We start from the raw sequence: 25915 nt of genomic DNA, 5'->3' as shown, positions 1-25915 counted from the left end.
GCCGTGAGCGGTCAGTACCGCAGGACGGCGGCGATCCGGCCCGAGCCGGACAGCGTCCCGTCGGGGACGAAGCGCACCGCCGCACCGGTCGACAGGGCCTGCTCGACGATCTCGTCCACGATGTCGTCCCGCGAGTCGAGGTCGGTGGGGTCGGCCGGTTCGAGGTGGTCGCCGTAGTCGCGTACGACCGTCTGGTAGTGCTCCTCCACGGCCAGTAGGCGCACCCGGCCCTCCTTCGCGGCCACCCACACCTCGTCGACTCCTCCGGAGAACTCGCGGCGGCCCTGCGCGGCCTCCAGCTCGGAGACCACGGCGGCCGTGTCGGACTCCCGTCGTGCCGTACGAAGCGGCTCCAGCGCCTGCCACACGGCCGCGGCCGGTCCGGAGCCCAGGCCGCCGCTCCGGACGGTCGTCGTGTCCTTGGCCAGCGGTCCGACCTCCTCCAGGAGCGCGATCGCCGCCGCCTCGCCGATCACGTACAGGGGGCGGGGCGAGGAGCTGAGCACGACGCGCATCGCCTCGTGCGCCTCGCGCAGGAAGTGACGGGTCTGCTCGTCCCGGAACGTGCTCGGCACGTCGCCGATCTGCTCCTTGCGCTCGGCGTCGGGGTCCGCCAGGCTCCGTGTCCGCGGGAAGCCGTCCGCGGTGTGCTCGTGGACGCCCTCCTGGTCGCCGCTCCACAGGGCGACCCGGTCGGCGGCCACGGTCAGCGCCCAGAAGGGCTGCTCGGCGGCCTGGGCGGCGACGAGATGGCGCGTGAGGAAGGTGTCGGCGACGACGACCCGCTCCGGGACCGTCCGCGCCACCGTCCACACCAGGTGCTCCCCGGGGGCCGCGTAGATCACGAGACCGTCCTCTGCGTGGGCGAGGTCGACCTCGGTGAGGGCCTGCTCCAGCTGGCTCAGCACGTCGAGCCGCCGCTCGCGGGTCACCGCCGGGTCCTGCTCGACCAGCTCTCCGGCCCGGGCCACGAGGTTGCGGAGCCGGACGGGGTCCTGGGTGTTGTCGGGCTCCCGGCGGTGCGTCGGCATCACGAGCGACATCGCCGGATAAGGGCGTGGCTGACGCAGCTTCGCGAGCAGTTCGGTGCTGAGCGCAGGATGCATGGGAGCAGGCCTTTCGTGGGCGATCGCAGGGGCGTGGACGGGGCCGCGGCACACGGGCCTCCTGGGAAACCGGCCAATCAGAACGCACGATATGCCCGCATGCGCGCGTCGGCGCGTCGTGCGGGCCGAGGCTGCTCCACGGGCGCGACGCCGGCTCCGTTCGGGCCTGCCGGACTGCGCGGGCTCCCGGCAGGCGCCAGGCTGGACGTCGTACCCGGAAGGAGCGTGACCAGCGTGGCCCGGAACCGCCGTCTGATCCTGAGCTCGCCGTCCGAGGTCTGGCGCCTCCTCTCCGACGGCCGCCGTTACGGGCAGTGGGTGACCGGCACCCAGCAGGTCCTGGCCGCGGACCCGCACTGGCCGGACGTGGGCGCCCGCCTGAAGGTCCGGGTCGGCGTCGGGCCCATGACGCTCGACGACACCTGCGTGGTCCGCATCTGCGAACCGGAGCGCCGCCTCGAACTGGAGGCGAAGGCGGAGCCCTTCGGCGCGGCCCGTATCGCCATGTACCTGACGCCCTGGGGTGAGAACACGCTCTTCACCCTCGACTGGCACCCCCTGCGCGGACCCGGCACGCGGATGCACGGCCTCCCGGTGGACTACATCGTCGCGGTCCGCAACGGCATGATGCTGACGAAACTGGCCCAGATCGCGGTCCGCGAACACGCGTCGCGGGTGTGAGCGCGGCCCGCGCGGGTAGCCGCGAGGCCCCCGCACAGGGCGCGGGACGGAGAGAGGCGATGAACGCAGACCCGGCTACGGCCCGCTCCCGGGAGGACACCCTTCCCGCCGATCACACACAGGCGATCCTGGAGGCCACGAAACGCGTGGGCTCCCTCCTGAAGGCGTCCGGTCACCCCTTCGCGCTGGTCGGCAGCGTCGCGGTCTACGCCCACGGCATCCCGCTCACGCTCCAGCACGACACCGACTTCGCCGTACGCCGCGAGGACGCCGAGGACGTCGTGAAGGCGCTGGAGGAACATGAGGTCGAGATCGTCAGGCCGCCCGAGGACTGGCTGGTCAAGGCCCGGACGCGGGGCGAGGAGATCGACCTCATCTTCGCGCTCGCCAACCGGCCGGTCACCACCGAACTCCTCGAACGGGCCGAGTCGCTGCCCGTGGACTCCGTGCACATGCCCGTCCTCGCCCCCACCGATCTCCTCAGCAGCCGCCTGGCGGCGCTGTCGGAGCACCACTGCGACTTCGGCGCCCTGCTGCCCGTCGCCCGCGGGCTGCGCGAGCGCGTGGACTGGGCACGGCTGCGCGAGGAACACGGCGAGGAACCGATGCCGGCCGCCTTCCTGTACCTCCTGGAACGGCTCGGCGTGATCCCCGGCGAGGAGGAGACGTGACGAACGCGCGCGACGCGGGCGAGTACCGCATCGCCCGGCTCCGGGAACGGCTGGCGGGCGGGGACACGGCCGAACTGGGCGTACGGATCGAGATGCGCGGTGAGGCCGTCCTCCTCTCCGGCACCCTGCCGACGGCCGACCACCGGGAGGAGATCCTTCGGATCGCCGACTCCGAGCTGGCCGGCATGCCCGTCCTGGCCGATCTGGGCGTCGCGAGCGCGGAACCCCCCGACGGCCACGAGGACCTGCCGTGAGCGCCCCCGCCGGCGGCGCGCCCGAAACCGGGGCCGTCGTGCGCGTGGCCGCGGTCGGCGACATCCATCTCGGCCCCGACTCGCGCGGTCTGCTCCGCCCCTCCTTCGCGACCCTCCCGGACCGCGCGGACCTGCTGCTCCTCGCGGGCGACCTGACCCGCCACGGGACCGTCGCGGAGGCCGAGGTGGTGGCCGGCGAGGTCGAGGACCTGGGCGTCCCCGTGGTCGCGGTGCTGGGCAACCACGACCACCACTCCGAGCAGGAGGAGGCGGTCTCCCGCGTCCTCGCGGACGCCGGTGTCGCCGTCCTGGAGGGCACGGCCACCGTTCTGTCGCTGTACGGGAGGAAGACGGGTGTCGCCGGGGCGAAGGGGTTCTGCGGCGGCTTCGCCGGCCGCTCCGCCGGCGAGTTCGGAGAGCGCGAGATGAAGGACTTCGTACGCGTCACCCGGCGCAGCGCGGACGCCCTGCGGAGGTCGCTCACCGAGCTGGCCGACGAGGGCTGCGCACTCCGGATCGCGCTCACGCACTTCTCGCCCGTGCCGGACACCCTCGCGGGGGAGCCACGCGAGATCTACCCCTTCCTCGGCAGCTACCTCCTCGCGGAGGCGATGGACGAGGCCGGCGCCGACCTCGCGGTCCACGGCCACGCCCATCTCGGTACCGAACACGGCATGACGGCGGGCGGTATCAGGGTCCGCAACGTCGCCCAGCCCGTGATCGGCAAGGCCTACGCCCTCTACCACCTCCCTCTGACGGCCTGACCGACACGCCGGGCCGCCACCGCGATTTCCCGAACGTCAGCCGAAATCGAGGGAACGACGTCCAACGCCCAGGTTTCGAGCCGGAATTCCGGCCACCACCGTCGCCGGGTCGTCCGGCCCGTCACCGGCTGACGGCGTCCGGGGCGCGTGCGGGGCGCGTTCGACGGAGAACCGGCAGGCCGGAGCGGGGGCCGCGCAGAGGCGGGCGCGTGCGGGCCGAACGTGGCCCGAAGCGACGCGGAGTGACGAATTCCGTGCACGTTCGACCACACCGTGCTACAGTCGACTCAGTTGCAGTTGTGGTTCCCAATAAACTTCAAGTGCCTTGGGTGAATTCAATTCGCCAGGCACTTTTTGTATTTTCGGTGCTGTTTCCGGACGGGGCAATCGCGCGGCGACGCCGGGATTCACGCGGTGTGGATCCCCGGGTAGTGCCTCGAAGGAGATTTAAAATGGCTAATGGCACCGTGAAGTGGTTCAACTCGGAAAAGGGCTTCGGCTTCATCGAGCAGGAGGGTGGCGGCCCGGACGTGTTCGCCCACTACTCCAACATCGCGACCTCCGGCTTCCGTGAGCTCCAGGAGGGCCAGAAGGTGACCTTCGACGTCACCCAGGGTCAGAAGGGCCCGCAGGCGGAGAACATCCTCCCCGCCTGACGCCGAGCCTTCCGACGCAGCTGGGGTCCTCACCGACGAGGTGAGGGCCTCAGCTCGTCGCATTTTCGGACGAGGTCACTCTGATGAACGAATTCGCACCCCCGGTCACCCACACCCCGGCCCTCCCCGCGGTCGCCGCCTTCGGCGAGCTCGACCTGCCCTCCGAGGTGCTGGCGCTGCTCACCGAGCTCGGTGTCGACACGCCCTTCCCGATCCAGGCCGCCACGCTGCCGAACGCCCTCGCAGGACGTGACGTCCTCGGGCGCGGACGCACCGGTTCGGGAAAGACCCTCGCGTTCGGCCTCGCGCTGCTCGCGCGCACCGCCGGCCGCCGTGCCGAGTCGCGCAAGCCGCGGGCCCTGATCCTCGTCCCCACGCGTGAGCTCGCCCAGCAGGTCACCGACGCGCTCACGCCGTACGCCCGCGTCCTGAAGCTGCGCCTGGCCACCGTCGTCGGAGGCATGTCGATCGGCCGTCAGGCCGCCACGCTGCGCGAAGGCGCCGAGGTCCTCGTCGCGACCCCGGGCCGTCTGAACGACCTCGTCGAGCGCAAGGACTGCCGTCTGGACCGCGTGGACATCACCGTCCTCGACGAGGCCGACCAGATGGCCGACATGGGCTTCCTTCCGCAGGTCACCGAGGTGCTCGACCTCGTACGCCCGGACGGCCAGCGCATGCTGTTCTCCGCCACCCTCGACCGCAACGTCGACCACCTGGTGCGGAACTACCTCCACGACCCGGTCGTGCACTCGGTCGACCCCTCCGCCGCCGCCGTCACCACCATGGAGCACCACGTCCTCCAGGTGCACGGCGCCGACAAGTACGCCACCGCCACGGAGATCGCCGCCCGCGACGGGCGCGTGATCATGTTCCTGGACACCAAGGCCTCCGTCGACCGCTTCACCAAGCACCTGCGGGGCAGCGGAGTGCGCGCGGAGGCGCTGCACGGCGGAAAGTCGCAGCCGCTGCGCAACCGCACCCTGGAGCGGTTCAGGAGCGGTGACATCAGCGTCCTCGTCGCCACCAACGTGGCCGCGCGCGGAATCCACGTCGACCAGCTCGATCTCGTCGTCAACGTCGACCCGCCCGCCGACCACAAGGACTACCTGCACCGCGGCGGCCGGACCGCCCGGGCCGGCGAGTCCGGCAGCGTCGTCACGCTGGTCCTCCCCGACCAGCGCAAGGACGTGGTCCGGCTCATGGGCGAGGCCGGGATCCGCGCCCGCGTCACCCAGGTCCGTTCCGGCGAGGCCGAGCTGAGCCGTATCACCGGCGCCAGGGCCCCTTCCGGCCTGCCCGTCGAGGGCGCCGCGCCGAGCACGGAGGGCCCCAAGCGCGGCGGCGCGCCCTTCCGCGGCATCGGAACCGTTCCGGGCAAGCCCGGCCGCGCGAAGAACGAGTCGCGGCGCTCCGCCGAGGCCCGCAAGACGGCCGAGGCCCGGCAGGCCGCCCGGATCCGCCGCGGCCGCTAGGGCAGGGAGTCCGCGCCGCGCGCCCGGCCCTCCGGGCGGAGCGGCACTGTCGGACCCGGATGGTGCAATGTTCCTCGTCGCCGTCCCAGCGCGAGGGGGAACACGAGCATGTCCGGTGCGTCCACGGCCCCGGCCGAACTGCGTCGTCTGATGGACGCGTTGACCGGCCCCGGCGGTCCGTCCCGTGACGGCACGGCCGTCGTGACGGGCCGTCACGACGACCAGGCCGCGGTCGCGGTGATCCGGTCGGCGCGCCCCGCGCGCGGCCTGGCGCGCGCGCTCTCCCGCGACCTGCCGCCGGCCGGAGCCGCCGCCGTGCTGCTCAAGGAGCTGACGGGTCGCCACCTCGCGGGATCCGGGACGCGTTGGCGCCGGCTTCACGACGCCCTCACCACCGCGCCGGACGCACTGCCGGACCTGCTCGCCGAACTGCCCGTCCCGAGCGAGGACGCAGCGGACCGGCTCCCGCCCAAGTCCGTCTGCGACACCATGGAGTTGCTTCTGGAGCGGGCGGCGCCCGCGCACGCGGCGGCCGCGCTGACCGCGCTCCCGGAGCGGACCCTGGAGACGATCCTCGCGGGAGGCTCCCTCCCCGGTCCCTCGCTGACCTCCGCCGTCGTGGTGCACGGCGACACCCGGGCCCGCACCGCGCTGGCCCGCCACCCCCGGATCGACGCCAGGGTGCTCAAACGGCTGGTCGGCGCGGACGACCCGCGGGTGAGCGCGGCCGTCTACCGCAACAACCGCTGCACCCCGTCCCTGCGCCGCACGATCGTCCACGCCCATGCGCAGGCCCGCGTCCCGCTCGAGGAGACGCTCAGGGCGGAACTGCTGTCGCCCGCCGGCGCCGCGTCACGTGCCCGGACCGCGCCCCTGCTCGTCAGCGGGGACCCGCCTCTGGTCGCACAGGCGCTGACCTGGGGCGTACGCAAGGTGGCACAGCGCCACGCCCTCCTGCGGGTCCTGGAGTGCCGGGGCGCGGACGCCCTGCGCACCATGCTCGCCGATCCGTCCGTCGTGCCGCTCCTCCACCCGGAGATCCGCGCCGAAGCCGCCGAAGCACTCCACACCGCGGGCGCGGGCGCGGCGCTCCGGCTGCGGGACTCGGGCGAACCGTACGACGATCCGGCCGCGCTGCCACGGCTCCTGGGCGTCTCTCGTGGTACCAGCACCCTGCGCGATCTGCTCAACGAGCCGTACGCCCACGATGTCCGGGCCCTGGCGGCGGCCAACCGGACGCGTCCCTTCATGCCGAAGGCGGCGGAGGAGCTGCTCCGCCACGAGGACGCCACGGACGCCGAGCGCGCGGAGTTCCGGCTGACCCTGCTCAACGGACCGTGGCGGGCGGGCGGCCGTATCGCGGGGAACCTCACCCCGCCGGACCGTCGCCTGGCCGAGGAGGTGCTGGACGGCTCGGCCGCCGACTGGGCCGTGGGCATGGTCGAGGCGGGGCTGCTCGACCCCGTCGAGCTGGTGACGACGGCCAGGCCCGCGGCCCGAGCCGTGGAGGCGCTCCGCGCGGTCTGCGAACGGGGCCTGGACGGCGATGGCGTCAGAAGAATCCTTGCCGCGTTGTACGAGGACCACCTGGCGGTGCGCCCCGATGCCGTGGAGGCGCTCCTGCGGAACCTTCCCGATCACCCGGGCACGCTGGCCGAGGCGGCGAGGAGCGCGGGCGTCGGGCAGCCGTCGCAGACGCAGACGTACACGTCGACGCCCGCTCCGACCCGCGCCGAAGGCGACGATGTGCCCCGCGCCCGTGCCGGGAGCGCTCCCGCCACGGACGGCGACGCGGCGCCGCCGGCGCGACCGGCAGGTACGCGGGCACGTGCCGCGCTCGGCGCGATCGACCTGCTGAGGTTGCTGGCCGCCCCCGGCACCGCGCCGCTGCCGGACGATCCGGAGGTCCTGCGCCGCCTGTCCGCCCACACCCGGGACGACGTCCCCGGCCTACGCCACCCCGACTGGCTCCACGAGGCCTGCATGGCGCGGGGGTTGAACGACCTCGCGCACCGGTGCCGCCCGCCCGCGCGCGCCGACACGCTCGCACGGATGGCGGGGACACCGGAGCCGGGCTCCCTCGCCCGCATCGCCGAACAGGCCTATCTGCACGGCATCGTGTCGGCCGACGACCTGCTCAGCCACCTCCCGGCCGCCCTGATGCTGCGCGTGCCCCACGACTGGAACGACCTGGCTTTTCTCGCGGCCTGGCGACGCGCCCTCGCCGCCTTCCTGGAGCGCGAACTGGGGACGGACGCGGACGGCTGGCTGCGGCTCGCGGCCGCCGCCCGACGGTCGACGTCCGAGCCGGACGGGGACGGGACCGCCGGCCGCCACGCGGCCACCTGGCCCGAACTCCTCGACCGGTCGCGGCGCGACGCCCGGCGCACGGCCGTCTCCGTGGAAGAGGCGCGCGCTCCCCTCGGCCACGCCTCGCCGTTCGCCCCCACCGAGCCGCCCACCTCGCCCGAGTCGGCGGTGCGCCTGCTCGCCCGTGGCAACCACCTGTGGGCCTGGCCGCTCGGGACCCTGCTCTGCGTGGCGGGACCCGACGCCCTCGCCTCGGTGATGGGCCGACTCGGCCCCGACGGGCCGTGGATGCTGGCCGCGTTCGTCCTCCGGTTCCGCGCGACCTCGCCCACCGCCTTCGCGTTCCTCCTGGCCCACCGCGACCCGTCGGCCCTGACGGTGCTCTCGCAGCAGTCCCGTTGGCTCGACTCCACCGCCCTGAGCGAGCTCCTGGACCTCGCCGACCCGGACGTGGACCTCGCCGTGCTCCGCACCAACGGCGATCCGGACGTGTCCCGACGCGTCGCCGCCCGCCCGGGCGCCCTCGCACGGCGCCTCGCCGCCGCCGTGCGCGCCGACCCCCTCGCCGAACTCCCCGGCGGGCGTACGGCCTGGCTGGAGTCGGCCCAGCCGGATCTCGTCGAGCTGGTCTTCGACCGGGCCGGCAAGCAGCTGACGATGGCCCAGCAACTGGTCGGCGCGCTCAGCCTGCTGCGCCACGGCGGGCCCGGCCGGCTCGCCGCCCTCGCGGCGGGCGGACGGCTCGGGGCCGCCGTCACCCGCCTCTGCCAGAAGGCTCTGGCGAGCGGCGATCCGGACTCCGTGCTGGCGGCCCGGGCGGCGAAGGAGCTGGCACCCGGACGCCTCGTGGCGCGGCTGCGGAAGTGCCGTACGCACGGAGACGCCCGCGCCCTCCTCGACAGCACCCCGGGCACCCCTGACTGGGAGGCACTGGAGGCCGAGCACGCGCGGGACCCCGTCCCCTTCTGGGAGGCCGTGGTCCGGCACCCCGGCGCTCCTCAGGACTTCCGGATCCGGCACGCCGGGCACCTCCACCGGCTGTCGGCGTTCGGCACGCCGCCGGACCGGCAGGAGACCGTGGCGCGCGTCCGGCACGGTGTCGACACGTACGGGCGCGAGCCGGTGGACGCCCTGCTCGACCACGTGCTGAGGACCGGCCGGCTGACCGGGCGCGACCTCGTCCGAGAGGCCGCTCCGGCGGCCGTCGTCCTGAGCTACCTGGGCCGCGCCCGCCGACGGCCGGACGCTCCCGAGGAGGTGGCGGCCGCCCTGGAGGAGACCGCCCGGCTGGTGGCCGAGCGGCTCGGCGCCGACCAGGACGCCTGGGATTCCCTCCACGCCCGTCTCACGGATCCGGACGCCGACCGTGCACCGGCCTGCGCCACGCCCGAGCTTCTGTCCGTCGGCCCTACGGAGCCGTCTCGCAGCGGTAGGTGAAGCGGGTCTCCGCGGTGTGCCGGGTGGGGGAGACGACGACGAGCCGTGCCGTCGCCCGGTGCTCGCCGGGGCCGTGGAACGTCCACAGCAGATGCAGGCGCGCCTGCGTCTGGTGGCGGGCGAGCCGCTCCCGCAGCAGCCCGGACGATGTGCCGTCACTGCGCTCCCAGCGGTACGTGACGGTGCCGGGCCGCCCGTCGGTCTCGAGGACCGCCACGACGTCGGCGGTGCCGTCGCAACCGGGCGGCCGTGCCGGGGCGGCGACCGAGACCCCGCGTACCGACACCTCCGGCCCGAGCCGCTGCCAGGCGAGGAACGCGAGGACGGCGAGCAGGACGGCGGCGGGCAGGGCGTACCGCCGCAGTGCCCTGCGGCGGCGCGGTGGAGCCTCGGGCGGACCGCCGTGCCAGATCTGGGCGGTCGTCGGGCCACCGGCCAGGCGGTGCCGAGTGGCCGGGGTCACCCCGGGGCCGAACCTGAGGACGGCGCCCTCCACCCGGTCCGGCTCCACGTCCTGCGCGGGTCCCTCGAACCACTGGCTGCCGAGCACCGTGGCGCTGTACTCGTCGGGGTCGTGGCCGCTCATGAGATCGTGCACCTCCTCGTGAGGATCTGCTGCGTGGAGGCGCCGTTCGCGGCGGCCGGGTCCGTGGCGGCCCGGACGCCCCAGTAGCAGCCGCCGGCCCTCGGGAAGGTGTGGGCCAGCGTGATCGTGTACCGGGTCGCGCCACTGCGCCGTACGCTCTCGGAGCCGTCCGGCACACCCGACGAGCCCTTGGCGTCGGCCGTGAACCATGAGATCTGGACGACCACCGGACCGGTCCCGTCCGTCACGACCTCGAACGAGGCCTCCGCCGTGCTCGTACCCGTCTGCCGCAGCGCGGTGACGGACACCGCCTTCACACCGACCGGACGGGGCGTGGGCGGTGTCGTGGGCGGAGTGGTCGGCGGCGTCGTGGGCGGTGTCGTCGGGGGCGTGGTCGGCGGATCCGTCGTCGCCGTGGGGACGAGGGTCACCGTCGGCGTCGGCGTGATCGTGAGCGTCGGGGACGGGGTCGCCGAAGGGGTCGCCTCCTCGGACGCCGACGGCGTGCCTTCGGGAGACGCCGTGCTCGTGGGCGGCGCGGCCGTGGGAGAGGCGGGTGCGGTCGGCAGCGTGCTCGTGGTGGCGAACGCCTCCGCCGTCGTACGACCCCCCTCGTCGCCGGCGCGGGCGGCGACGGCCGCGAGCAGGGCGAGGATCACCGCGGTGATACCGGCCGGGACGACGATCTCCGGCCACAGCCGGCGCAGGCGGCCGGGGGGCCGGGGCAGGGTGGTCGTGGCCAGCGCGGTCGTGCCGGTGGCCGGTTCGCCGGCGGCGGTGGGGAAGAGCAGCGGCAGGAGCGCGGCGAGCGCGGCCAGCCTGCGCTGTCCCCGTTCCTCCCAGTCGGGCCCGTAGGCGGCCGTGGCGATCCCTTCCAGCTCGGCCACGAAGGCCGTCGCGTGTGCGGGGCGTTCCCCGGGGGTCTTCGCGAGGCCGCGCCGGATGAGCGGTCGCAGGGGTTCCGGGACGTCCTCGTCCGGTACGGGCGCGTCGAGGTGCTGCAGCGCCAGTTCGGCGATGTTCTGGCCGGTGAAGGGCTTGCGTCCGGTCAGGCACTCGAAGAACGTCGCCGTGGCCGCGTACACGTCGGCGGCAGGGGACGCGGGCTCGCCGTTCCACTGCTCGGGCGCCATGTAGGCGGGTGTGCCCGCGACCCCCGGCGTGCCGCCGTGGTCCGTCGCGATGCCGAAGTCCACGAGCGTGGACGAGCCGTCGGCGGCGACCAGGACGTTGTCCGGCTTGTAGTCGCGGTGCACGACCCCGGCCCGGTGCGCGGCGGCCAGGCCGAGGAGCGAGCCCTTGAGGACCACGAGCGCCGCCTCGGGTCCGGTGGCGCCCTCCCGGGCGAGCAGCGCGCGCAGGGCGACCCCGTCGACCAGTTCCATCACGATCGCGGCGCCCCACGGCGCCTCCACGTACTCGTACAAGCCCACGACGTGCGGCGATTCGAGTGCGGCGAGCCGCCGCGCCTCCGCCCGGAACCCCCGGACGAAGGCCGGATCGGTCCGCAGCCGCTCGCCGAGGTACTTCACGGCCACCGGCTGCCCGGTCGCGTCGTGGACGGCGAGCACCACGCGCCCGCTCGCGCCCGCACCCAGCTCCCGGAACTCCGTGTATCCGGGCACCACCCAAGCGTTCATCCCGCCCCCCAGTCTTCTTCAACGGGGACAGATTCCGGCCACGACCGGTTCCCGGCAAGGGCGCGCGCGTGGGGTGCGGACGGCGCGAGGACGGCGTACGGGCGGCGCATGGACTTCTTGCGCGACCCCATGGACTCTTCGCACACCGCCCCCGCCGGGCGGCGGTGGCCCCTACGGTGAACGTCGGCCGCGGGGGCGCCCCCGGCCGCGGGTGGGCCCGGGGCCCTGGCGGCGTCCCGGCAATTCCGCGATCAGGTGCCCCGCGTTCACGTCCTGTACCGCGCCCCCACGCATCGACGACACGTCCACGTCCTCTCACCCACTGATCTTGGGCTCGCTCGGACCACCGTCCTCCCCCACCGGAATCCATCAGAGGTGCTCAGACCCATGACCGAACTCAACCGGCGCCGTTTCCTCCAGATAGCCGGCGCCACCGCGGGCTTCGCGGCGCTCGACAGTAGTATCGCCCGGGCCGCCGCCATCCCCGCCGCCCGGACCTCCGGCACCCTCGCGGACATCGAGCACATCGTCGTCCTGATGCAGGAGAACCGGTCCTTCGACCACTACTTCGGAGCCCTGAAGGGGGTCCGCGGCTTCGGCGACCCGCGCCCCATCACGCTCCCCAGCGGAAAGTCGGTCTGGCACCAGCAGGACGGCTCCAAGACCGTGCTGCCGTACCACCCCACCGCCGAGGACCTCGGCATGCAGTTCATCGCAGGTCTGAACCACGACTGGGCCGGGGGCCACAAGGCCTTCAACAACGGCAGGTACGACCAGTGGATCCCCGCCAAGTCCGCAGGCACCATGGCCTATCTGAACCGGAACGACATCCCGTTCCACTACGCGCTCGCCGACGCGTTCACGATCTGCGACGCCTACCACTGCTCGTTCATCGGCGCCACCGACCCCAACCGCTACTACATGTGGACCGGCCACACCGGCAACGACCGCACGGGCGGCGGTCCCGTCCTCGGCAACGAGGAGGCGGGGTACAGCTGGAAGACGTACCCCGAGCGGCTGGAGCAGGCCGGGGTCTCCTGGAAGATCTACCAGGACATCGGCGACGGTCTGAACGCGGCCGGGCACTGGGGCTGGATCAACGACGCCTACCGAGGCAACTACGGCGACAACTCGCTGCTGTACTTCAACCAGTACCGCAACGCGCAGCCCGGCGACCCGCTCTACGACAAGGCCCGCACCGGCACGGACGCCTCGAAGGGCGACGGCTTCTTCGACATCCTGCGGGCCGACGTCGCCGCCGGACGGCTCCCGCAGATCTCCTGGATCGCGGCGCCCGAGGCCTTCACCGAGCACCCCAACTTCCCCTCGAACTACGGCGCCTGGTACATCTCGCAGGTCCTGGACGCGCTGACCTCCAACCCGGAGGTGTGGAGCAGGACCGCGCTCTTCATCACGTACGACGAGAACGACGGCTACTTCGACCACGTCGTCCCGCCGTACCCGCCGTCCTCCGCCTCCCAGGGGCTCTCGACCGTCGACACCTCCCTCGACCGGTTCTCCGGCAACGCGAGTTACGCCGCCGGTGTCTACGGCCTCGGCCAGCGCGTCCCGATGCTGGTCGTCTCGCCCTGGAGCACGGGCGGTTACGTCTGCTCCGAGACCTTCGACCACACCTCGATCATCCGCTTCATGGAGCGCCGCTTCGGAGTGGCGGAACCGCAGATCTCGCCCTGGCGCCGCGCCGTCTGCGGCGATCTCACCTCCGCCTTCGACTTCGGCCTCGAGGACACGGCGCCGGCGGCGCTGCCGGACACCTCGGCGTACAAGCCGCTCGACAACGACCGGCACCCCAGCTACGTACCGAAGCCGCCGGCCAAGCCGGTGCTGCCCGTCCAGGAGGCGGGAGCGCGCCCGGCCAGGGCGCTGCCGTACGAGCTGTACGTCGACGGCGCGGCGACGCCGTCCACCGGGCGCTTCGCGCTGACCTTCGGCGCGGGCGCCAAGGCGGGTGCCTGCTACTACATCACCGCGCCGAACCGCACCGACGGGCCGTGGACGTACACGGTGTCGGCGGGCCGGAGCATCTCCGACTCCTGGAACTCCGCCTACTCCGCCGGGGTCTACGACCTCACGGTGACCGGCCCCAACGGATTCCTGCGCGGCTTCCGCGGTCCGGGCACGACGGCGGGCCCGGAGGTGACGGCCCGTCATGACGCCGTCTCCGGCAACGTCGTGCTGACGATGACGAACACCGGTGCCGCCGCGGTCGCCCTCACGGTCACCAACGCGCCCGCCTATGGAGGCCAGGTCCAGCGCGTCACGGTCGCCCAGGGCGCCACGGTGACGCACACCGTGGACCTGCGGGGCAGCAAGCGCTGGTACGACCTGTCGGTCGTCTCCAGCGGGAACAGCACCTTCCTCCGGCGCTTCGCGGGCCATGTCGAGAACGGCACGGCGGGCGTCAGCGACCCGGGGATCATCACCGGCTGAGGCCGGAAGGGGGCGGTGCGGCGGCCGGTCAGACGGTGACGACCCGCACGTCGGCGTCGGTCAGCCGCCGCACCGCCTCCGCCGGGAGGGCCGCGTCGGTGACCAGCACGTCGACGCGGTCGAGGCCACAGATCCGGGCGAAGGCGCGCCGCCCCATCTTCGAGGAGTCGGTGACCACGACGACCCGGCTCGCGCGCTCGGCGAAGAGCCGGCTGATCCCCGCCTCGTCCTCGTGGTGCGCCATGATGCCGAGTTCCGGGTCGATTCCGTCGACGCCGAGGACGACGACGTCGAGCACCACCTCGTTCAGGACCCCGGCGGCGAGCGGGCCGACCAGTTCGTACGTCTGCGGGCGCGCCACACCCCCCGAGACGACGATCTTGATCTGGGGCCGTACGGCGAGTTCGCCGGCGATGTTGAGCGCGTTGGTCACCACGGTCAGCGCGGGTGCGGGCGGGGTGCCGGGCGCCTCCGTCCTGCCGCCCCCGAAGCGCAGCGCCAGCGCGCGTGCCACCTCGGTGGTCGTGGTTCCGCCGTTGAGCCCGAGCACCTCGCCCTCGTGGACCAGCTCCGCCGCCGCGGCGGCGATGCGCTGCTTCTCCGAGGCGTGCCGGGAGGACTTGTAGCGCAGGGGCAGCTCGTACGAGACACCGTGCGGGACGGCTCCGCCGCGGGTACGGACCAGGAGCCGCTGTTCGGCGAGTTCGTCCAGGTCCCGGCGGATCGTGGCGGGGGAGACGTCGAGCGTGGCGGCGGCCTCCTCGACCTCCAGCCTGCCGGTGGAGGAGAGGAGTTCGAGGAGCGTGTTCCACCGCTCGTGCTTCGACATGATCGCGATTTTAGCGCCGCGCCGACGCCGTGGACCCTGGACCGCACGCCGCCGCTGATGGATACTGCGCACAGTGATGGATGCTCGAAGATGTTCGAAAATCATCTCTTACGAGCATGACCGAGCATTCTCTGTCTGTGAAGGAGTCGCACGTGCCCCCTACGGGACCCTCCCGCACCGCCGCCGAAATCGCCTCCCAGCCCGCCTCCTGGCGCAAGGCCGCGGAGACCCTGCCCCAGCACCGCGCGGCGCTGCCGGTGCGGGGCGAGCGCGTCGCCGTCGTCGGCTGCGGCACCTCCTGGTTCATCGCCCAGGCCTACGCCCAGCTCCGCGAGACCGGCGGTCACGGCGAGACCGACGCCTTCGCCGCCTCCGAGTTCCCCCTCGGACGGCGATACGACCGGATCCTCGCCATCACCCGCTCCGGCACCACCACCGAAGTCCTCGACCTGCTCCGCCGCGTCAAGGGGACCGTCGTCACCGGCGCCCTCACCGCCGACCCGGCGACCCCCGTCATGGCCGCCGCGGACGCCGTGGCCGTCCTCGACTTCGCCGACGAGGAATCGGTGGTGCAGACCCGCTTCGCCACCACCGCCCTCGCCCTGCTCCGCGCGCACCTGGAGGCGGAGGACGCCCTCCCGGCCGGCGTGCGTACCGTCGAACGGGCGGCCAAGGACGCCGAACGCGCCGTCGCCGAACCGCTCGCCGCCGAGATCACCGGTGCCGAGCAGTACACCTTCCTCGGCACCGGCTGGACCTACGGACTCGCCCTCGAAGCGGGCCTGAAGATGCGCGAGGCCGCCGGCGCCTGGACCGAGGCCTACCCGGCCATGGAGTACCGCCACGGCCCGATCAGCATCACCGCGCCCGGCCGGGTCGCCTGGTCCTTCGGCCCCGTGCCCACCGGCCTCGCCGCCGACGTGGCCCGCGTCGGCGGCACCCTCGTCGCGGAGTCCGGCGACGCCGACGGCGAACTCGACCCCATGGCCGACCTCGTCCGCGCCCAGCGGCTCGCCGTCCTGCTCGCCGAGGCCCAGGGGCAGAACCCGGACCGGCCGCGCAACCTCACCCGGTCCGTCGTCCTCGACCACGGCGCGACGGAGGAGAGCTGATGCCGCTCACCACCGCCGGCGAGATCGTCCTCGACGCCCGCGAGCACGGGGCGGGCGCCGGGGCGTTCAACGTCATCCAGATCGAGCACGCGCAGGCCATCGTCGCCGGCGCCGAGGCCGCGGACCGCCCCGTCATCCTCCAGATCAGCGAGAACACCGCCCGCTACCACGGCGCCCTGGAGCCCATCGCGCTCGCGACGCTCGCCATCGCCCGGCGGGCCGCCGTCCCGGTCGCCGTCCACCTCGACCACGCCGAGTCGCCCGGCCTCGTCCGCGAGGCCGTCGCCCTCGGGTTCGGCTCCGTCATGTTCGACGCCTCGACCCTCCCGTACGAGGAGAACGTCGCCGCCACCCGCGAGATGACCGACTACTGCCACCGCGAGAACGTCTGGGTGGAGGCGGAACTGGGCGAGGTGGGCGGCAAGGACGGCGCCCACGCGCCCGGGGTGCGCACCGACCCCGCCGAGGCGCGCGCCTTCGTCGCCGCCACCGGCGTCGACGCCCTCGCCGTCGCCGTCGGCAGCTCCCACGCGATGCTCACCCGGGACGCCGTCCTCGACCTCGACCTGGTCTCCCGACTGCGCGAGGCCGTGGACGTCCCGCTCGTCCTGCACGGCTCCTCGGGCGTCGGGGACGCCGACCTCGGCCGGGCCGTCGGCGCCGGGATGACGAAGGTGAACGTGGCCACGCACCTCAACAAGGCGTTCACCCAGGCCGTCCGTACCCACCTGGGGGAGAACGTCACGACCGTCGACCCGCGCCGCTACCTCGGCCCGGCCCGCACGGCCGTCGCGGAGGCGGTCTCCCATCTGCTGGGAGTGCTGGGCGCCGAGGCGCCTCTGGTGCGCAGCTCAGTCGTCGGCCCCTGAGCCCTGTCGGCCCGGGTTCTGCGCGGGGGCGCCCCGTGCGGACGAGTCCTGCGCGGTCCCCGGGTCCTCGTCGGCTCCCGGTTCCTCGCAGGTGACGCGGTCGCGCGGGGTGTAGTGCGTACGGAACGTCTCCCGGCCGACCTCCGCCCCGCCGTCGCGGAAGACCCGGTCCACGGTGATGTCGAAGCCCTCCAGCGGAGTCTGCGGCTCGCACTTCGGGCCCGAGCCGGTCCGCTCGGAGGGTTCCGTCAGATTGGTGCGGGGGCCCTCCACCGCCTCCACGGCGTCGAACTTCTTCGTGCCGAGGAAGCTGACGGTCACGGAGGAGTCGGTGGAGCTCGCCTTGATGTAGATCCAGGCGTCGGAGTTGTTGCGGAACCTCAGGTCCAGCGTGCCCCAGGCCACTGTCGCCTCCCGGCCCGGCGGGTACCGCTCGATGTAGAAGGAGTGCGCCCCGTACTCGACCGGCTTGACCCCCGCGAAGAAGATCGCGTTGAAGACCGTGGTCGCGACGGCGGAGACCCCGCCGCCCGGCGCGGAGTGGTACTGCCCGTCCAGGATCATCGTGCCGTCGACGAAGCCGTTGGCCTTGGTGCGCTCCCCGACGGTCCTGTTGAAGCTCCAGACCTCGCCCGGCTTCACCAGCGAGCCGTTGATCAGCTCGACCGCCCGGCCGATGTTGGTCGTCCGGTACGGGGCGGTGGGGAAGTTCACCGTGAACGTCGACATCTGCTCCTTGATCCCCATCTCCGCCACCGACTTCCGGGTCAGCACCGGCTGGATCAGCCGGGTGGCCACGGGACCGGTCCGCGCGGCGTCGCCCCGCTTCGGCAGCAGCGGCATGACCGCCGCGCCCAGGGCCTGGGCCGTCACCTCGTGCCCGGGCCGCCCGTCCGCGAGGACCACCACCTTGCCGTTCTCCACCCCGAGGCGGGCCTCGACCGGACCGGTGGCGACCCTGTCGAGCGGGCGCGCCACGGCAGGGTCACGGATCAGCCCCTGCTCGTCGAGGGTGGGGACGAGCCTGCCCTCGTCGTCGGCCTTCACCGTCAGATGCGCGCCGAGCGTGGTCGGGGTGATCCGCAGGCTCTCGCCGTCGACGGTGAGGGTCACCGGCCCCGACATCGCGGGCGTCCCGAACGTGTTGAGGAAACGGGCCGTCTCCGCCTCGCCGACCTTGGGCGGGGAGACGGCGGTCGGCAGCGGCACCGGGTTCCCGCCCTCGGGCTCGGGATAGTTCGCCCGCAGCGTGTCCACGGCGCCGTCGACATCCAGCTTCTGTCCGACGCGCGGCTGGACGGTGACCGCCTGCCCGTCCTCGAAGGAGACGGCCCCCTCGACGGTCGTCCGGTCGTAGGTACGGGCCGCCTCGGTCATCGCCGCGCGGGCCTCGGACTCGTCGAAGGCGACGACCGGTTCGACGTTCCGCTCGTCGGTGGAGAACAGCCGGCCGATCACGGTGGCGGGATCTCGCGAGGGATCCGCCGCCTTGTCGACGGTCTTCTCCACGTCGACGCTCAGCCCGGCCGCGGCCGGATCGACGGTGCCGGTGCTCGCGCCGATCCGTACCGGTATCGGGGCGGTCCAGGACGCGGGCGCAGCCGCCGTCAGCGTCGCCCGCGCCTCCTGGCGGCTCATGCCGCCGATGTCCACACCGGCCACCCGCGTGCCCTCGGAGATGTCGTTGCCCGTGGCGAGGAGTCCCGCCGCGTACAGGCCGCCCGCGGCGACGAGGGCCACTCCGGCCGCCGTCACCGCCATGCGTATGCGCCGACCGCGAGAGGACGACGGCGTCGCGTCGTCCTCGTGCCTGGAGTCGCTGGAGTCGCTCACACGGCCTCCCGGTGGGTCGGGGTACCCGAGATCCAAGCGTGACGTTACGCCGAGCGGGTGGCCCACGCATGTCGGACGGCTCTGACCTGCTCTTATGCCACGGAACGCGGCCTGTCCGGGCCCGGCCTGTCCGGGCCCGGACGGAGCGTCGCCGGCACGTCGAGCGAGATCCAGGTGTCGGGAGGTACGTCCGGCCGGCCCGGTACCGGCCTGCGTTCCTCGTCCCAGGCCTCGCCGGCGATGTCGGCGGCGACCCGGCGCCAGAACCGCACGGCTGCGGCGTTCTCCTCCTGGAAGGCGACCTCCCAGCGCCCCGGGTGCGCGCCCATGACCTCCCGTACCGCGCGCAGCCCGACTCCCGCGCGCCGCGCGGCGCGCACCACGAAGAAGCTGTTGAGCACGCGCGTCGGTGCGGACAGACCGCGGACGAACGCGAGACCCACCGGGTGCTCTCCGCTCGTCACCAGGTACGCGGCCCAGTCGGCGTCCGCGAAGGCCGAGTCGAGCCGCTCGCTGCGGAAGGTTCCGTCCGGGCGTGGCAGCACACCGGTGTACTCGGACAGGTCGTGGCGGAACATCAGCCAGAGGCGTTCCACGGTGGGCCGGTCGGCAGGGCCCGCGCGGCGCACGGACACGTCCGGCACGGGCCGCTTGGGGACTCGGGGCAGGGGGCTTCTCGGGTTCTGTGGCATGAAAAAAGCCTCCCGGGCGGGGCGACGGCCCAGCCGGAGAGGCTCATTGACGTACGGGCAGACTACCAGCCGCCCAGGAGGCGACGGAGGCCGGGGCCGGGTGCGTGAGGGACGGACACCCCCTCACGCACCGCCGGTTCAGCCCTCCAGCGGGTCCACCAGCGCGTTCGACCGTGCCACGCGCGCGTACCAGTGGGCGCTCGACTTGGGGGTGCGGGCGAGCGAGTCGTAGTCGACGTGGACCGCGCCGAACCGCTTCGCGTAGCCGTACGCCCACTCGAAGTTGTCCATCAGCGACCAGAGGAAGTAGCCGCGGACGTCCGCCCCGTCCTCGATCGCCCGGTGCACGGCCGCCAGATGACCGTGCACAAAGGCGATCCGGTCGGGGTCGTGGACCGAGCCGTCCGCGCCGACCACGTCCTCGTACGCGGCGCCGTTCTCCGTGATCAGCAGCGGCAGGTCCGGGCGGCGTGCGGAGATCCTGGTCAGCAGCTCGTACAGTCCGTTCGGGTCCACCGCCCAGCCCATGGCCGTCAGCTCGCCCGGCGCCCGGTGGAAGGCGACGTCGTCCGCCCCGGGCCAGGGGGAGTGGTCGCTCGCCCCGTGCCCGTCGTCCTGCGGCTTCGCCATCCCCTCGGTGACCGACGACACCACCGTCGGCGTGTAGTAGTTGATGCCGAGCGAGTCCAGCGGCCCGCCGATCGTGGCCGTGTCGCCGTCGCGTACGAACGCCCAGTCGGTCAGCGAGGCGGTGTCGGCGAGGAGGTCCGCGGGATACGCGCCGTCGAGGAGCGGGCCCAGGAAGACCCCGTTGCCGACGGCGTCGATCCGGCGCGCCGCCTCCCGGTCCGCGGCCGAGGTGGTGAGCGGACGGACCTCGTGCAGGTTCAGGCTGATGGAGATCCTCGCCCGCCCGGGATGCGCGGCGCGCAGTGCCTGCGCGGCCAGCCCGTGGCCGAGGTTCAGGTGGTGCGCGGCGCGCAGGGCCGCGACGGGGTCCGTGCGGCCGGGCGCGTGGACGCCGGAGCCGTAGCCGAGGAAGGCGCTGCACCAGGGCTCGTTGAGCGTGGTCCAGCGGGAGATCCGGTCGCCGAGCGCCTCGCCGACCAGTGCGGCGTACGCCGCGAACCGCTCGGCCGTGGCCCGCTCGGGCCAGCCGCCCGCCGTCTCCAGCTCCTGCGGCAGGTCCCAGTGGTAGAGCGTGGCGACCGGCTCGATGCCGGCCGCGAGCAGCTCGTCGACGAGCCGGCGGTAGAAGTCCAGCCCCTTCTGGACGGCCGGTCCGCGGCCGGTGGGCTGGACGCGCGGCCAGGACACCGAGAAGCGGTAGGCACTCAGGCCGAGGTCCGCCATCATCCGGACGTCGTCCCGGAAGCGGTGGTAGTGGTCGACCGCCACATCGCCGGTATGGCCCTCGAACACCCTCCCCGGGGTGTGCGAGAAGGTGTCCCAGATAGACGGCGTACGGCCGTCCTCGGCCGCCGCTCCCTCGATCTGGTACGCGGCGGTGGCGGCGCCCCACAGGAAGCCGGGCGGGAACTGACGGACCGTCGTGTGCGGTCGGGGATCTGTCGCGGTCATGCGGAAGTGCTCCCGGGTGAGAGAGGCGTACGGGGGACGGGAGGGATAGGGGGAGGGGAGGGATAGGAGGAGGGAGGAACGGGCGGGGTCCGGCCACCGGTCCGCGGGTCGGGTCGTGCCCCGCGGACCGGCCCGTGACCTCGGGTCAGCTCTTGACCGCGCCCGTGGTGATGCCGCCGACGATGTGCTTGCCCAGCACGGCGAAGACGAGCAGCAGCGGCAGGGTGGATATCAGCGCGCCGGTCAGCACGATCGACTGGTCGACGGTGTGGTTGCCCGCTCCCAGACCGGCCAGGGCCACCTGGAGGGTGGGGCTGCCGTCCGGGGTCAGCGCGATGAACGGCCAGAAGAAGTCGTTCCAGGCCTGGACGAAGACCAGCATGCCGAGCACCGCCATCGCGGGCCGCGCGACCGGGAACACCACGTGCCAGATGATCCGCAGGCTGTGCGCGCCGTCCACCCGGGCCGCCTCCACGAGCTCCACGGGCAGCGCCTCGATCAGGTACTGGCGCATGAAGAAGACGCCGAACGCGGCGACCAGGGACGGCAGGACGACGGACTGGAGCTGGTCCACCCAGCCCAGGTCGGTGATGATCCGGTACAGCGGGATCACGCTCAGCTGCGGCGGGATCGTCATGGTCGCCACGACGAGCGCCAGCATCGCGCTCCGTCCCCTGAAGGGCAGCTTGGCGAAGGCGAAGCCCGCCAGGGTGGCGAACAGCACCGTGGACACCGCCACCAGCCCGGCCACGACGGTCGTGTTGACCAGGGCCTCGCCCATGTCGACCTGCTCCCAGGCGAAGGCGAGGTTGTCGAAGAGCCGTGGGCCGGGCAGCAGCGGCGCCGGGGGCGAGACGACACGCTCGCCCGAGTGGGAGGCGGCGACCAGGTTCCAGTAGAGCGGGAAGAGGGAGATCAGGGCCGCGAGGCCGAGCAGGACGTAGGTCAGCGGGCCGGCCCGGTGCTGGTCGCCGGCCGGAGGGCGCGGACGGAGACGGCGAGGAACACGCAGACGTGACATGAGCTCAGGCCCCCAGCTTCTTGCGGTTCGCCCGGGCGAGGAGCGTGCGGACCGCACCGATCACCAGCAGGAGCAGCAGCATCACCCAGGCGATGGCGGACGCCTGGCCGAGCGCCCCGGTCACCCAGCCCTTCTCGTACATCAGCAGACTCAGCGTCTGGAACTGGTTGCCGCTGCCCCCGCTGATGCCGAGGCTGCCGCCGAAGATCATCGGTTCGCCGAACAGCTGGGTGGCGCCGATCGTCGAGACCACGATCGTGAAGAGGATCGTCGGACGGATCGACGGAATCGTCACGCTGAGGAACTGGCGCCACCGCGAGGCCCCGTCCAGCGCCGCCGCCTCGTACAGGTCCTTCGGCACGGCCTGCATCGCTGCCAGATAGATCAGCGCGTTGTAGCCGGTCCAGCGCCAGGTCACGATCGTCGAGATGGCGATCTGCGCGGGCCACTTGGAGGACTCCCAGTCGACCGGCTCGAACCCGACCCAGCCCAGGACGGTGTTGATCAGGCCGTAGTCGGTGTTGAAGAGCTGGGCGAAGACGAGGGTGGCCGCCGCGATCGACGTGGCGTACGGGGCGAGGACCGCGACCCGGAAGAACCCCCGGGCGCGCAGCCGGTAGTTGAGCAGATGGGCCAGGCCGAGCGCCATGAGGAGCTGGGGGACGGTCGACACCACGCCGATCGTGAACGTGTTGGCGAGCGCGTTCCAGAAGAACTCGCTCTGCGCGAGGGAGGTGTAGTTCGCCAGGCCACGCCACTCCGCTTCACCGCCGAGCTCCACGCGGTGCAGCGAGAGCCAGCCGGTGTAGATCAGCGGGAAGAGCCCGAAGGCGGCGAAGGTGAGGAAGAAGGGCGCGACGAACGCGTAGGGGCTGAACCGCAGGTCCCAGCGGTAGAGCCGGCTGCGAAGGCCCGCGCGGGGCGGTGGGGGAGGGGGCGGGGCGGGAGAGGGCGGAGCGGGCGGCGGGGAGCCGTCGGCCGCCGCCCGGAGGGAGGTGGCCACGGGGGCGTCCCTTCGGAATCGGTGCGGATGCGCGGCGTGCGGTCGTGCCACGTGCGGACGGGCGCGTGCCGTCGTACGGGCGTGTGCCGTCGGTACGGGCGCGTGCCGTCGGAGACGAGCGCCTGCCCTCGGTACGAGCGCGTGCCGTCGGTACGAGCGCGTGCCGTCGGTACGGGCGTGGCGCGGAGGTGTGGTGCGGAGGGTGTGGCGGGGGCGCGGATGGTGGCCGCCCGGCGGGGGAGCGCCGGGCGGCCTCGCGGCCTCCGCGTCCCGGCTACTGCTCGATCTTGTCCTCGATCAGCTTCCTGACGTTCTCCCACGCCTTCGCGGGATCCGTGCCGCGCTGCTCGATGTCGAGGATGCCGTTGTCGGTGAGGAAGGTCTTCACCTGGCCGTCCCAGCGGCTGATCGGGGCCGGGGTGATTCCGGCCGCGGCCTCCGAGTAGATCCGGCCGACGGGCGTGTCCCCGAAGTACGGCAGCTTCGCGTCCTGCACGGCCGCAGACGAGAGCGTGTCCTTGGTCGAGGGGATGTTGCCGTTCACGCCGAAGACCTTGGCGTGCTGCGCGGGCGCGGTGAGCCAGGCGGCCAGCTCCGCGGCCTCCTTGGCGTGCTTGCCCGACTTGGGGACGGCGAGGAACGAGCCGCCCCAGTTGCCGGCCACCGGCGGCGCCGCGATGTCCCACTTGCCCTGGTTGCCCGCGCCCGCCTGGTCCTTGATGATGCCGGTCATCCAGCTCGGGCAGGCGACCGTGGCGAACGCGGAGTTCTTGAAGGCCGCGTTCCAGGTGCCCTTCTCGTCGAACTGGCGGAGCTTGGCCGTGAGGCCGCCCTGCGCCGCGGCGACGGCGGTGTCCCAGGCCTTCTTCACGCCCGGGCTGTTCTCGTAGTCCAGCTCACCCTTGGTGTCGGCGTACTGGACGGCCTGGCTGGAGACGACCGCGTTGAACAGACCGCTCGCGGAGTCGTGGAAGGACGTTCCGGGCGGAGCGGCCTTCTTGTAGGTCTCGCCCGTCTTCAGGAACTTGGCCCAGTCCCCCTGCCACAGCGCGCCCACGGCGGCGCGGTCGGTGGGCAGCTTGGCCTTGGCGAAGAGCTCCTTGTTGTAGCAGATCGCCATCGGGCCGATGTCGGTGCCGAGTCCGATGACCTTGCCCTCGGCGGTGGTGGCCTGCTTGACCTTCCAGTCGAGGTAGGCGCCGAGGTCCGCGCCGCCGGTCGTGCCGAGGTCGACCCACTTGTCCGCCATGGCGGGGCCGGTGGCCTCCGCGACGTAACCGACCTCGAGGGCCTGGATGTCGGCCAGTCCGCTGTTGCGGGAGAGCCGCAGCTTGAGGGTGTCCCAGTACTTCTGGCCGTCGGCGACGTTCGACTCGACGATCTTGATGTTCGGGTGTGCCTTCTCGTACTCGGCGTAGAGCTTGGCGCCCGTCTTGTCGTCGTAGCCGAACGACCCGAACGTCCCGATGCGCAGCGTGATCCGTCCGTCGCCGCCGGCCTCGTCGGAGCCGCCGTCGCCGCCGCAGCCGGTGATCAGGGCGGCGCAGACGGCGACCCCGGCGACCGCGGCCCACGCGGTGCGGCGTCGTGCCTGTCTGCTGCGGCTCGTGCTGGAAGTGCGCATTCGACTCTCCTCGTCCGGGGTGATGCGATGCGTGGCTCGGTGCGGCCCGCGCGGCTCGTGCGTGGGAGCGCTCCCACTGCGTCTCGCCGGAAGGTTGCTGCCTGGCGCGTAGGGGTGTCAAGGGGCGGGCCGGAATCCGTTACGCGGTTCTTGGGAGCGCTCCCACGCTTGATACAGTCACGGGACGCAGGGGACACGAGGGGAGACGGCAGATGGTGGTGAACGGGCGCCAGACCGGCAGGCCCACTCTGGAGGAGGTCGCGGCCAGGGCCGGCGTCGGCCGGGGCACGGTCTCACGGGTGATCAACGGCTCCCCGCGGGTGAGCGAACACGCCAAGGCCGCCGTCGCCAGCGCCGTCGCCGAACTCGGCTACGTGCCCAACCGCGCCGCCAGGGCGCTGGCGGGCAGCCGTACGGACGCGGTGGCGCTCGTGATCCCCGAGACCGAGGCCCGCCTCTTCGCCGAACCGTACTTCCTCGACATCATCCGCGGGGTCAGCGCCGAACTCGCCGACGCGGACAAACAGTTGCTGCTCACACTGATCCGGAACGACAAGGAGCGGCAGCGTTTCGAGCAGTACCTCGCCGCCCAGCGGGTGGACGGCGTGCTGCTCGTCTCGGTCCATGGCGACGATCCTCTGCCGGACCAGGTGCGGGCGCTCGGCCTGCCGGCCGTTCTCAACGGGCGCCGCACCGAGGCGGAGGAGGTGGCCTACGTGGACTCCGACAACGTCGGTGCCGGGCGGTCGGCCGTCGCCCATCTCGCCGGGAGCGGCCGCCGCCGCATCGCGACCGTCACCGGCCCCCTGGACATGTACGTCGCCCGCTGCCGGCTCGACGGCTACCGCCAAGGCCTGGCGGAGGCCGGGATCGCCGCGGACGAACGGCTCGTCGCCACGGGCGACTTCACCGAGGAGGGCGGGCGGCGGGCGATGCGGCAGCTGCTCGACCGCGAACCGGACCTCGACGCCGTCTTCGCCGCCTCGGACGTGATGGCGGCGGGAGCCCGCGGCGTGCTGAGGGAGGCGGGACGCCGGGTCCCGCAGGACGTGGCCCTCGTCGGGGTCGACGATTCGGCCGTGGCCCGTCACATGGACCCACCACTGACCAGCGTGCGGCAGCCGATCGAGGAGATGGGGCGCACCATGGCCCGGCTGCTGCTCCAGGAGATAGCCGAGGCGTCGGGGGAGCAGCCGCACCGGGTGCTGCCGACGGAGCTGGTCGTCCGCGAGTCGTCCTGAACCGCCTCCTGCAACCGTCCTGAACCGCCTCCCAAGATGCATCGGGCCCTCGATGCCCGGAGAATTGCAGCAACAGGGCCCG

At 73.0% G+C, this 25915-nt stretch carries 21 protein-coding genes; 11 read left to right on the top strand and 10 right to left on the bottom strand.

What is annotated here, in order from left to right:
* Nucleotides 1-11: 11 nt before the first annotated feature.
* The gene (locus ACZ3IJ_RS12250; protein ID WP_467467596.1) at nt 12-1106 is read right to left on the bottom strand and encodes a baeRF3 domain-containing protein; all 1095 of its coding nucleotides are present in this window, start codon (nt 1104-1106) and stop codon (nt 12-14) included.
* A 234-nt stretch (nt 1107-1340) separates the two neighbouring features.
* On the opposite strand from ACZ3IJ_RS12250, the gene ACZ3IJ_RS12245 reads away from it, so the two are divergent.
* The 7 genes from ACZ3IJ_RS12245 to ACZ3IJ_RS12215 all read left to right on the top strand — a co-directional run bounded on the left by ACZ3IJ_RS12245 (nt 1341) and on the right by ACZ3IJ_RS12215 (nt 9351).
* Nucleotides 1341-1787, top strand: coding sequence for an SRPBCC family protein (locus tag ACZ3IJ_RS12245; protein WP_467467595.1), 447 nt, complete (start codon nt 1341-1343; stop codon nt 1785-1787).
* Between the two features lie 59 nt (nt 1788-1846).
* Nucleotides 1847-2458 carry a nucleotidyltransferase family protein gene (locus ACZ3IJ_RS12240; RefSeq protein ID WP_467467594.1) on the top strand — a complete coding sequence of 204 codons (612 nt, stop codon included), beginning with the start codon at nt 1847-1849 and terminating at the stop codon, nt 2456-2458.
* A complete protein-coding gene (locus ACZ3IJ_RS12235; protein ID WP_467467593.1) occupies nt 2455-2712 on the top strand; it encodes a hypothetical protein in 258 nt (85 codons plus the stop codon). The genes ACZ3IJ_RS12240 and ACZ3IJ_RS12235 overlap by 4 nt, the downstream gene beginning before the upstream one ends.
* Nucleotides 2709-3476, top strand: a complete 768-nt coding sequence (locus ACZ3IJ_RS12230) for a metallophosphoesterase family protein (protein WP_467467592.1) — start codon at nt 2709-2711, stop codon at nt 3474-3476. Before ACZ3IJ_RS12235 ends, ACZ3IJ_RS12230 begins: the two co-directional genes overlap by 4 nt.
* A 452-nt stretch (nt 3477-3928) precedes the next feature.
* A complete protein-coding gene (locus ACZ3IJ_RS12225; RefSeq protein ID WP_015031667.1) occupies nt 3929-4132 on the top strand; it encodes a cold-shock protein in 204 nt (67 codons plus the stop codon).
* An 83-nt stretch (nt 4133-4215) separates the two neighbouring features.
* Nucleotides 4216-5604, top strand: coding sequence for a DEAD/DEAH box helicase (locus ACZ3IJ_RS12220; protein WP_467467591.1), 1389 nt, complete (start codon nt 4216-4218; stop codon nt 5602-5604).
* A 108-nt stretch (nt 5605-5712) separates the two neighbouring features.
* The gene (locus tag ACZ3IJ_RS12215) at nt 5713-9351 is read left to right on the top strand and encodes a hypothetical protein (RefSeq protein ID WP_467467590.1); all 3639 of its coding nucleotides are present in this window, start codon (nt 5713-5715) and stop codon (nt 9349-9351) included.
* Here the strand turns inward: ACZ3IJ_RS12215 and ACZ3IJ_RS12210 are convergent.
* A complete protein-coding gene (locus tag ACZ3IJ_RS12210) occupies nt 9323-9937 on the bottom strand; it encodes a hypothetical protein (protein ID WP_467467589.1) in 615 nt (204 codons plus the stop codon). The two genes, ACZ3IJ_RS12215 and ACZ3IJ_RS12210, sit on opposite strands and share 29 nt — an antisense overlap.
* Nucleotides 9934-11577 (bottom strand): protein kinase domain-containing protein, encoded by a 1644-nt coding sequence (locus tag ACZ3IJ_RS12205; RefSeq protein ID WP_467467588.1) that lies wholly within the window; start codon nt 11575-11577, stop codon nt 9934-9936. The genes ACZ3IJ_RS12210 and ACZ3IJ_RS12205 overlap by 4 nt, the downstream gene beginning before the upstream one ends.
* A gap of 387 nt (nt 11578-11964) precedes the next feature.
* Between ACZ3IJ_RS12205 and ACZ3IJ_RS12200 the strand changes: the two genes are divergently transcribed.
* Nucleotides 11965-14028 (top strand): phosphocholine-specific phospholipase C, encoded by a 2064-nt coding sequence (locus ACZ3IJ_RS12200; RefSeq protein ID WP_467467587.1) that lies wholly within the window; start codon nt 11965-11967, stop codon nt 14026-14028.
* Between the two features lie 28 nt (nt 14029-14056).
* On the opposite strand, the gene ACZ3IJ_RS12195 is transcribed toward ACZ3IJ_RS12200, so the two are convergent.
* Nucleotides 14057-14857 (bottom strand): DeoR/GlpR family DNA-binding transcription regulator, encoded by an 801-nt coding sequence (locus ACZ3IJ_RS12195; protein ID WP_467467586.1) that lies wholly within the window; start codon nt 14855-14857, stop codon nt 14057-14059.
* 116 nt (nt 14858-14973) lie between these two features.
* Here ACZ3IJ_RS12195 and ACZ3IJ_RS12190 point away from each other — a divergent pair, with 116 nt between their 5' ends.
* Both ACZ3IJ_RS12190 and ACZ3IJ_RS12185 read left to right on the top strand, forming a co-directional pair.
* Complete coding sequence (locus ACZ3IJ_RS12190) at nt 14974-15969, top strand: SIS domain-containing protein (protein WP_467467585.1); 996 nt, start codon at nt 14974-14976, stop codon at nt 15967-15969.
* The gene (locus ACZ3IJ_RS12185) at nt 15969-16838 is read left to right on the top strand and encodes a class II fructose-bisphosphate aldolase (protein ID WP_467467584.1); all 870 of its coding nucleotides are present in this window, start codon (nt 15969-15971) and stop codon (nt 16836-16838) included. Before ACZ3IJ_RS12190 ends, ACZ3IJ_RS12185 begins: the two co-directional genes overlap by 1 nt.
* On the opposite strand, the gene ACZ3IJ_RS12180 is transcribed toward ACZ3IJ_RS12185, so the two are convergent.
* The 6 genes from ACZ3IJ_RS12180 to ACZ3IJ_RS12155 form a co-directional block, all read right to left on the bottom strand.
* On the bottom strand, nt 16821-18599 hold the full coding sequence (locus ACZ3IJ_RS12180) for a VanW family protein (protein ID WP_467467674.1): 1779 nt from the start codon (nt 18597-18599) through the stop codon (nt 16821-16823). The two genes, ACZ3IJ_RS12185 and ACZ3IJ_RS12180, sit on opposite strands and share 18 nt — an antisense overlap.
* 164 nt (nt 18600-18763) lie before the next feature.
* Nucleotides 18764-19315 (bottom strand): GNAT family N-acetyltransferase, encoded by a 552-nt coding sequence (locus tag ACZ3IJ_RS12175; RefSeq protein WP_467467673.1) that lies wholly within the window; start codon nt 19313-19315, stop codon nt 18764-18766.
* Nucleotides 19316-19501: 186 nt separating this feature from the next.
* Nucleotides 19502-20944: a GH1 family beta-glucosidase gene (locus ACZ3IJ_RS12170; RefSeq protein ID WP_467467583.1), complete on the bottom strand. Its 1443-nt coding sequence runs from the start codon at nt 20942-20944 to the stop codon at nt 19502-19504.
* A 145-nt stretch (nt 20945-21089) separates the two neighbouring features.
* Nucleotides 21090-21965, bottom strand: coding sequence for a carbohydrate ABC transporter permease (locus tag ACZ3IJ_RS12165; protein ID WP_467467582.1), 876 nt, complete (start codon nt 21963-21965; stop codon nt 21090-21092).
* 4 nt (nt 21966-21969) lie between these two features.
* Complete coding sequence (locus ACZ3IJ_RS12160; RefSeq protein ID WP_467467581.1) at nt 21970-22968, bottom strand: carbohydrate ABC transporter permease; 999 nt, start codon at nt 22966-22968, stop codon at nt 21970-21972.
* 274 nt (nt 22969-23242) lie between these two features.
* On the bottom strand, nt 23243-24592 hold the full coding sequence (locus ACZ3IJ_RS12155) for an ABC transporter substrate-binding protein (protein WP_467467580.1): 1350 nt from the start codon (nt 24590-24592) through the stop codon (nt 23243-23245).
* Nucleotides 24593-24804: 212 nt separating this feature from the next.
* Between ACZ3IJ_RS12155 and ACZ3IJ_RS12150 the strand changes: the two genes are divergently transcribed.
* Nucleotides 24805-25833 carry a LacI family DNA-binding transcriptional regulator gene (locus ACZ3IJ_RS12150; protein WP_467467579.1) on the top strand — a complete coding sequence of 343 codons (1029 nt, stop codon included), beginning with the start codon at nt 24805-24807 and terminating at the stop codon, nt 25831-25833.
* Nucleotides 25834-25915: the final 82 nt, after the last annotated feature.

The sequence above is a fragment of the Streptomyces sp. NPDC013317 genome, from assembly GCF_055563155.1.
This window is presented reverse-complemented; position numbering and strand designations above follow the sequence as displayed.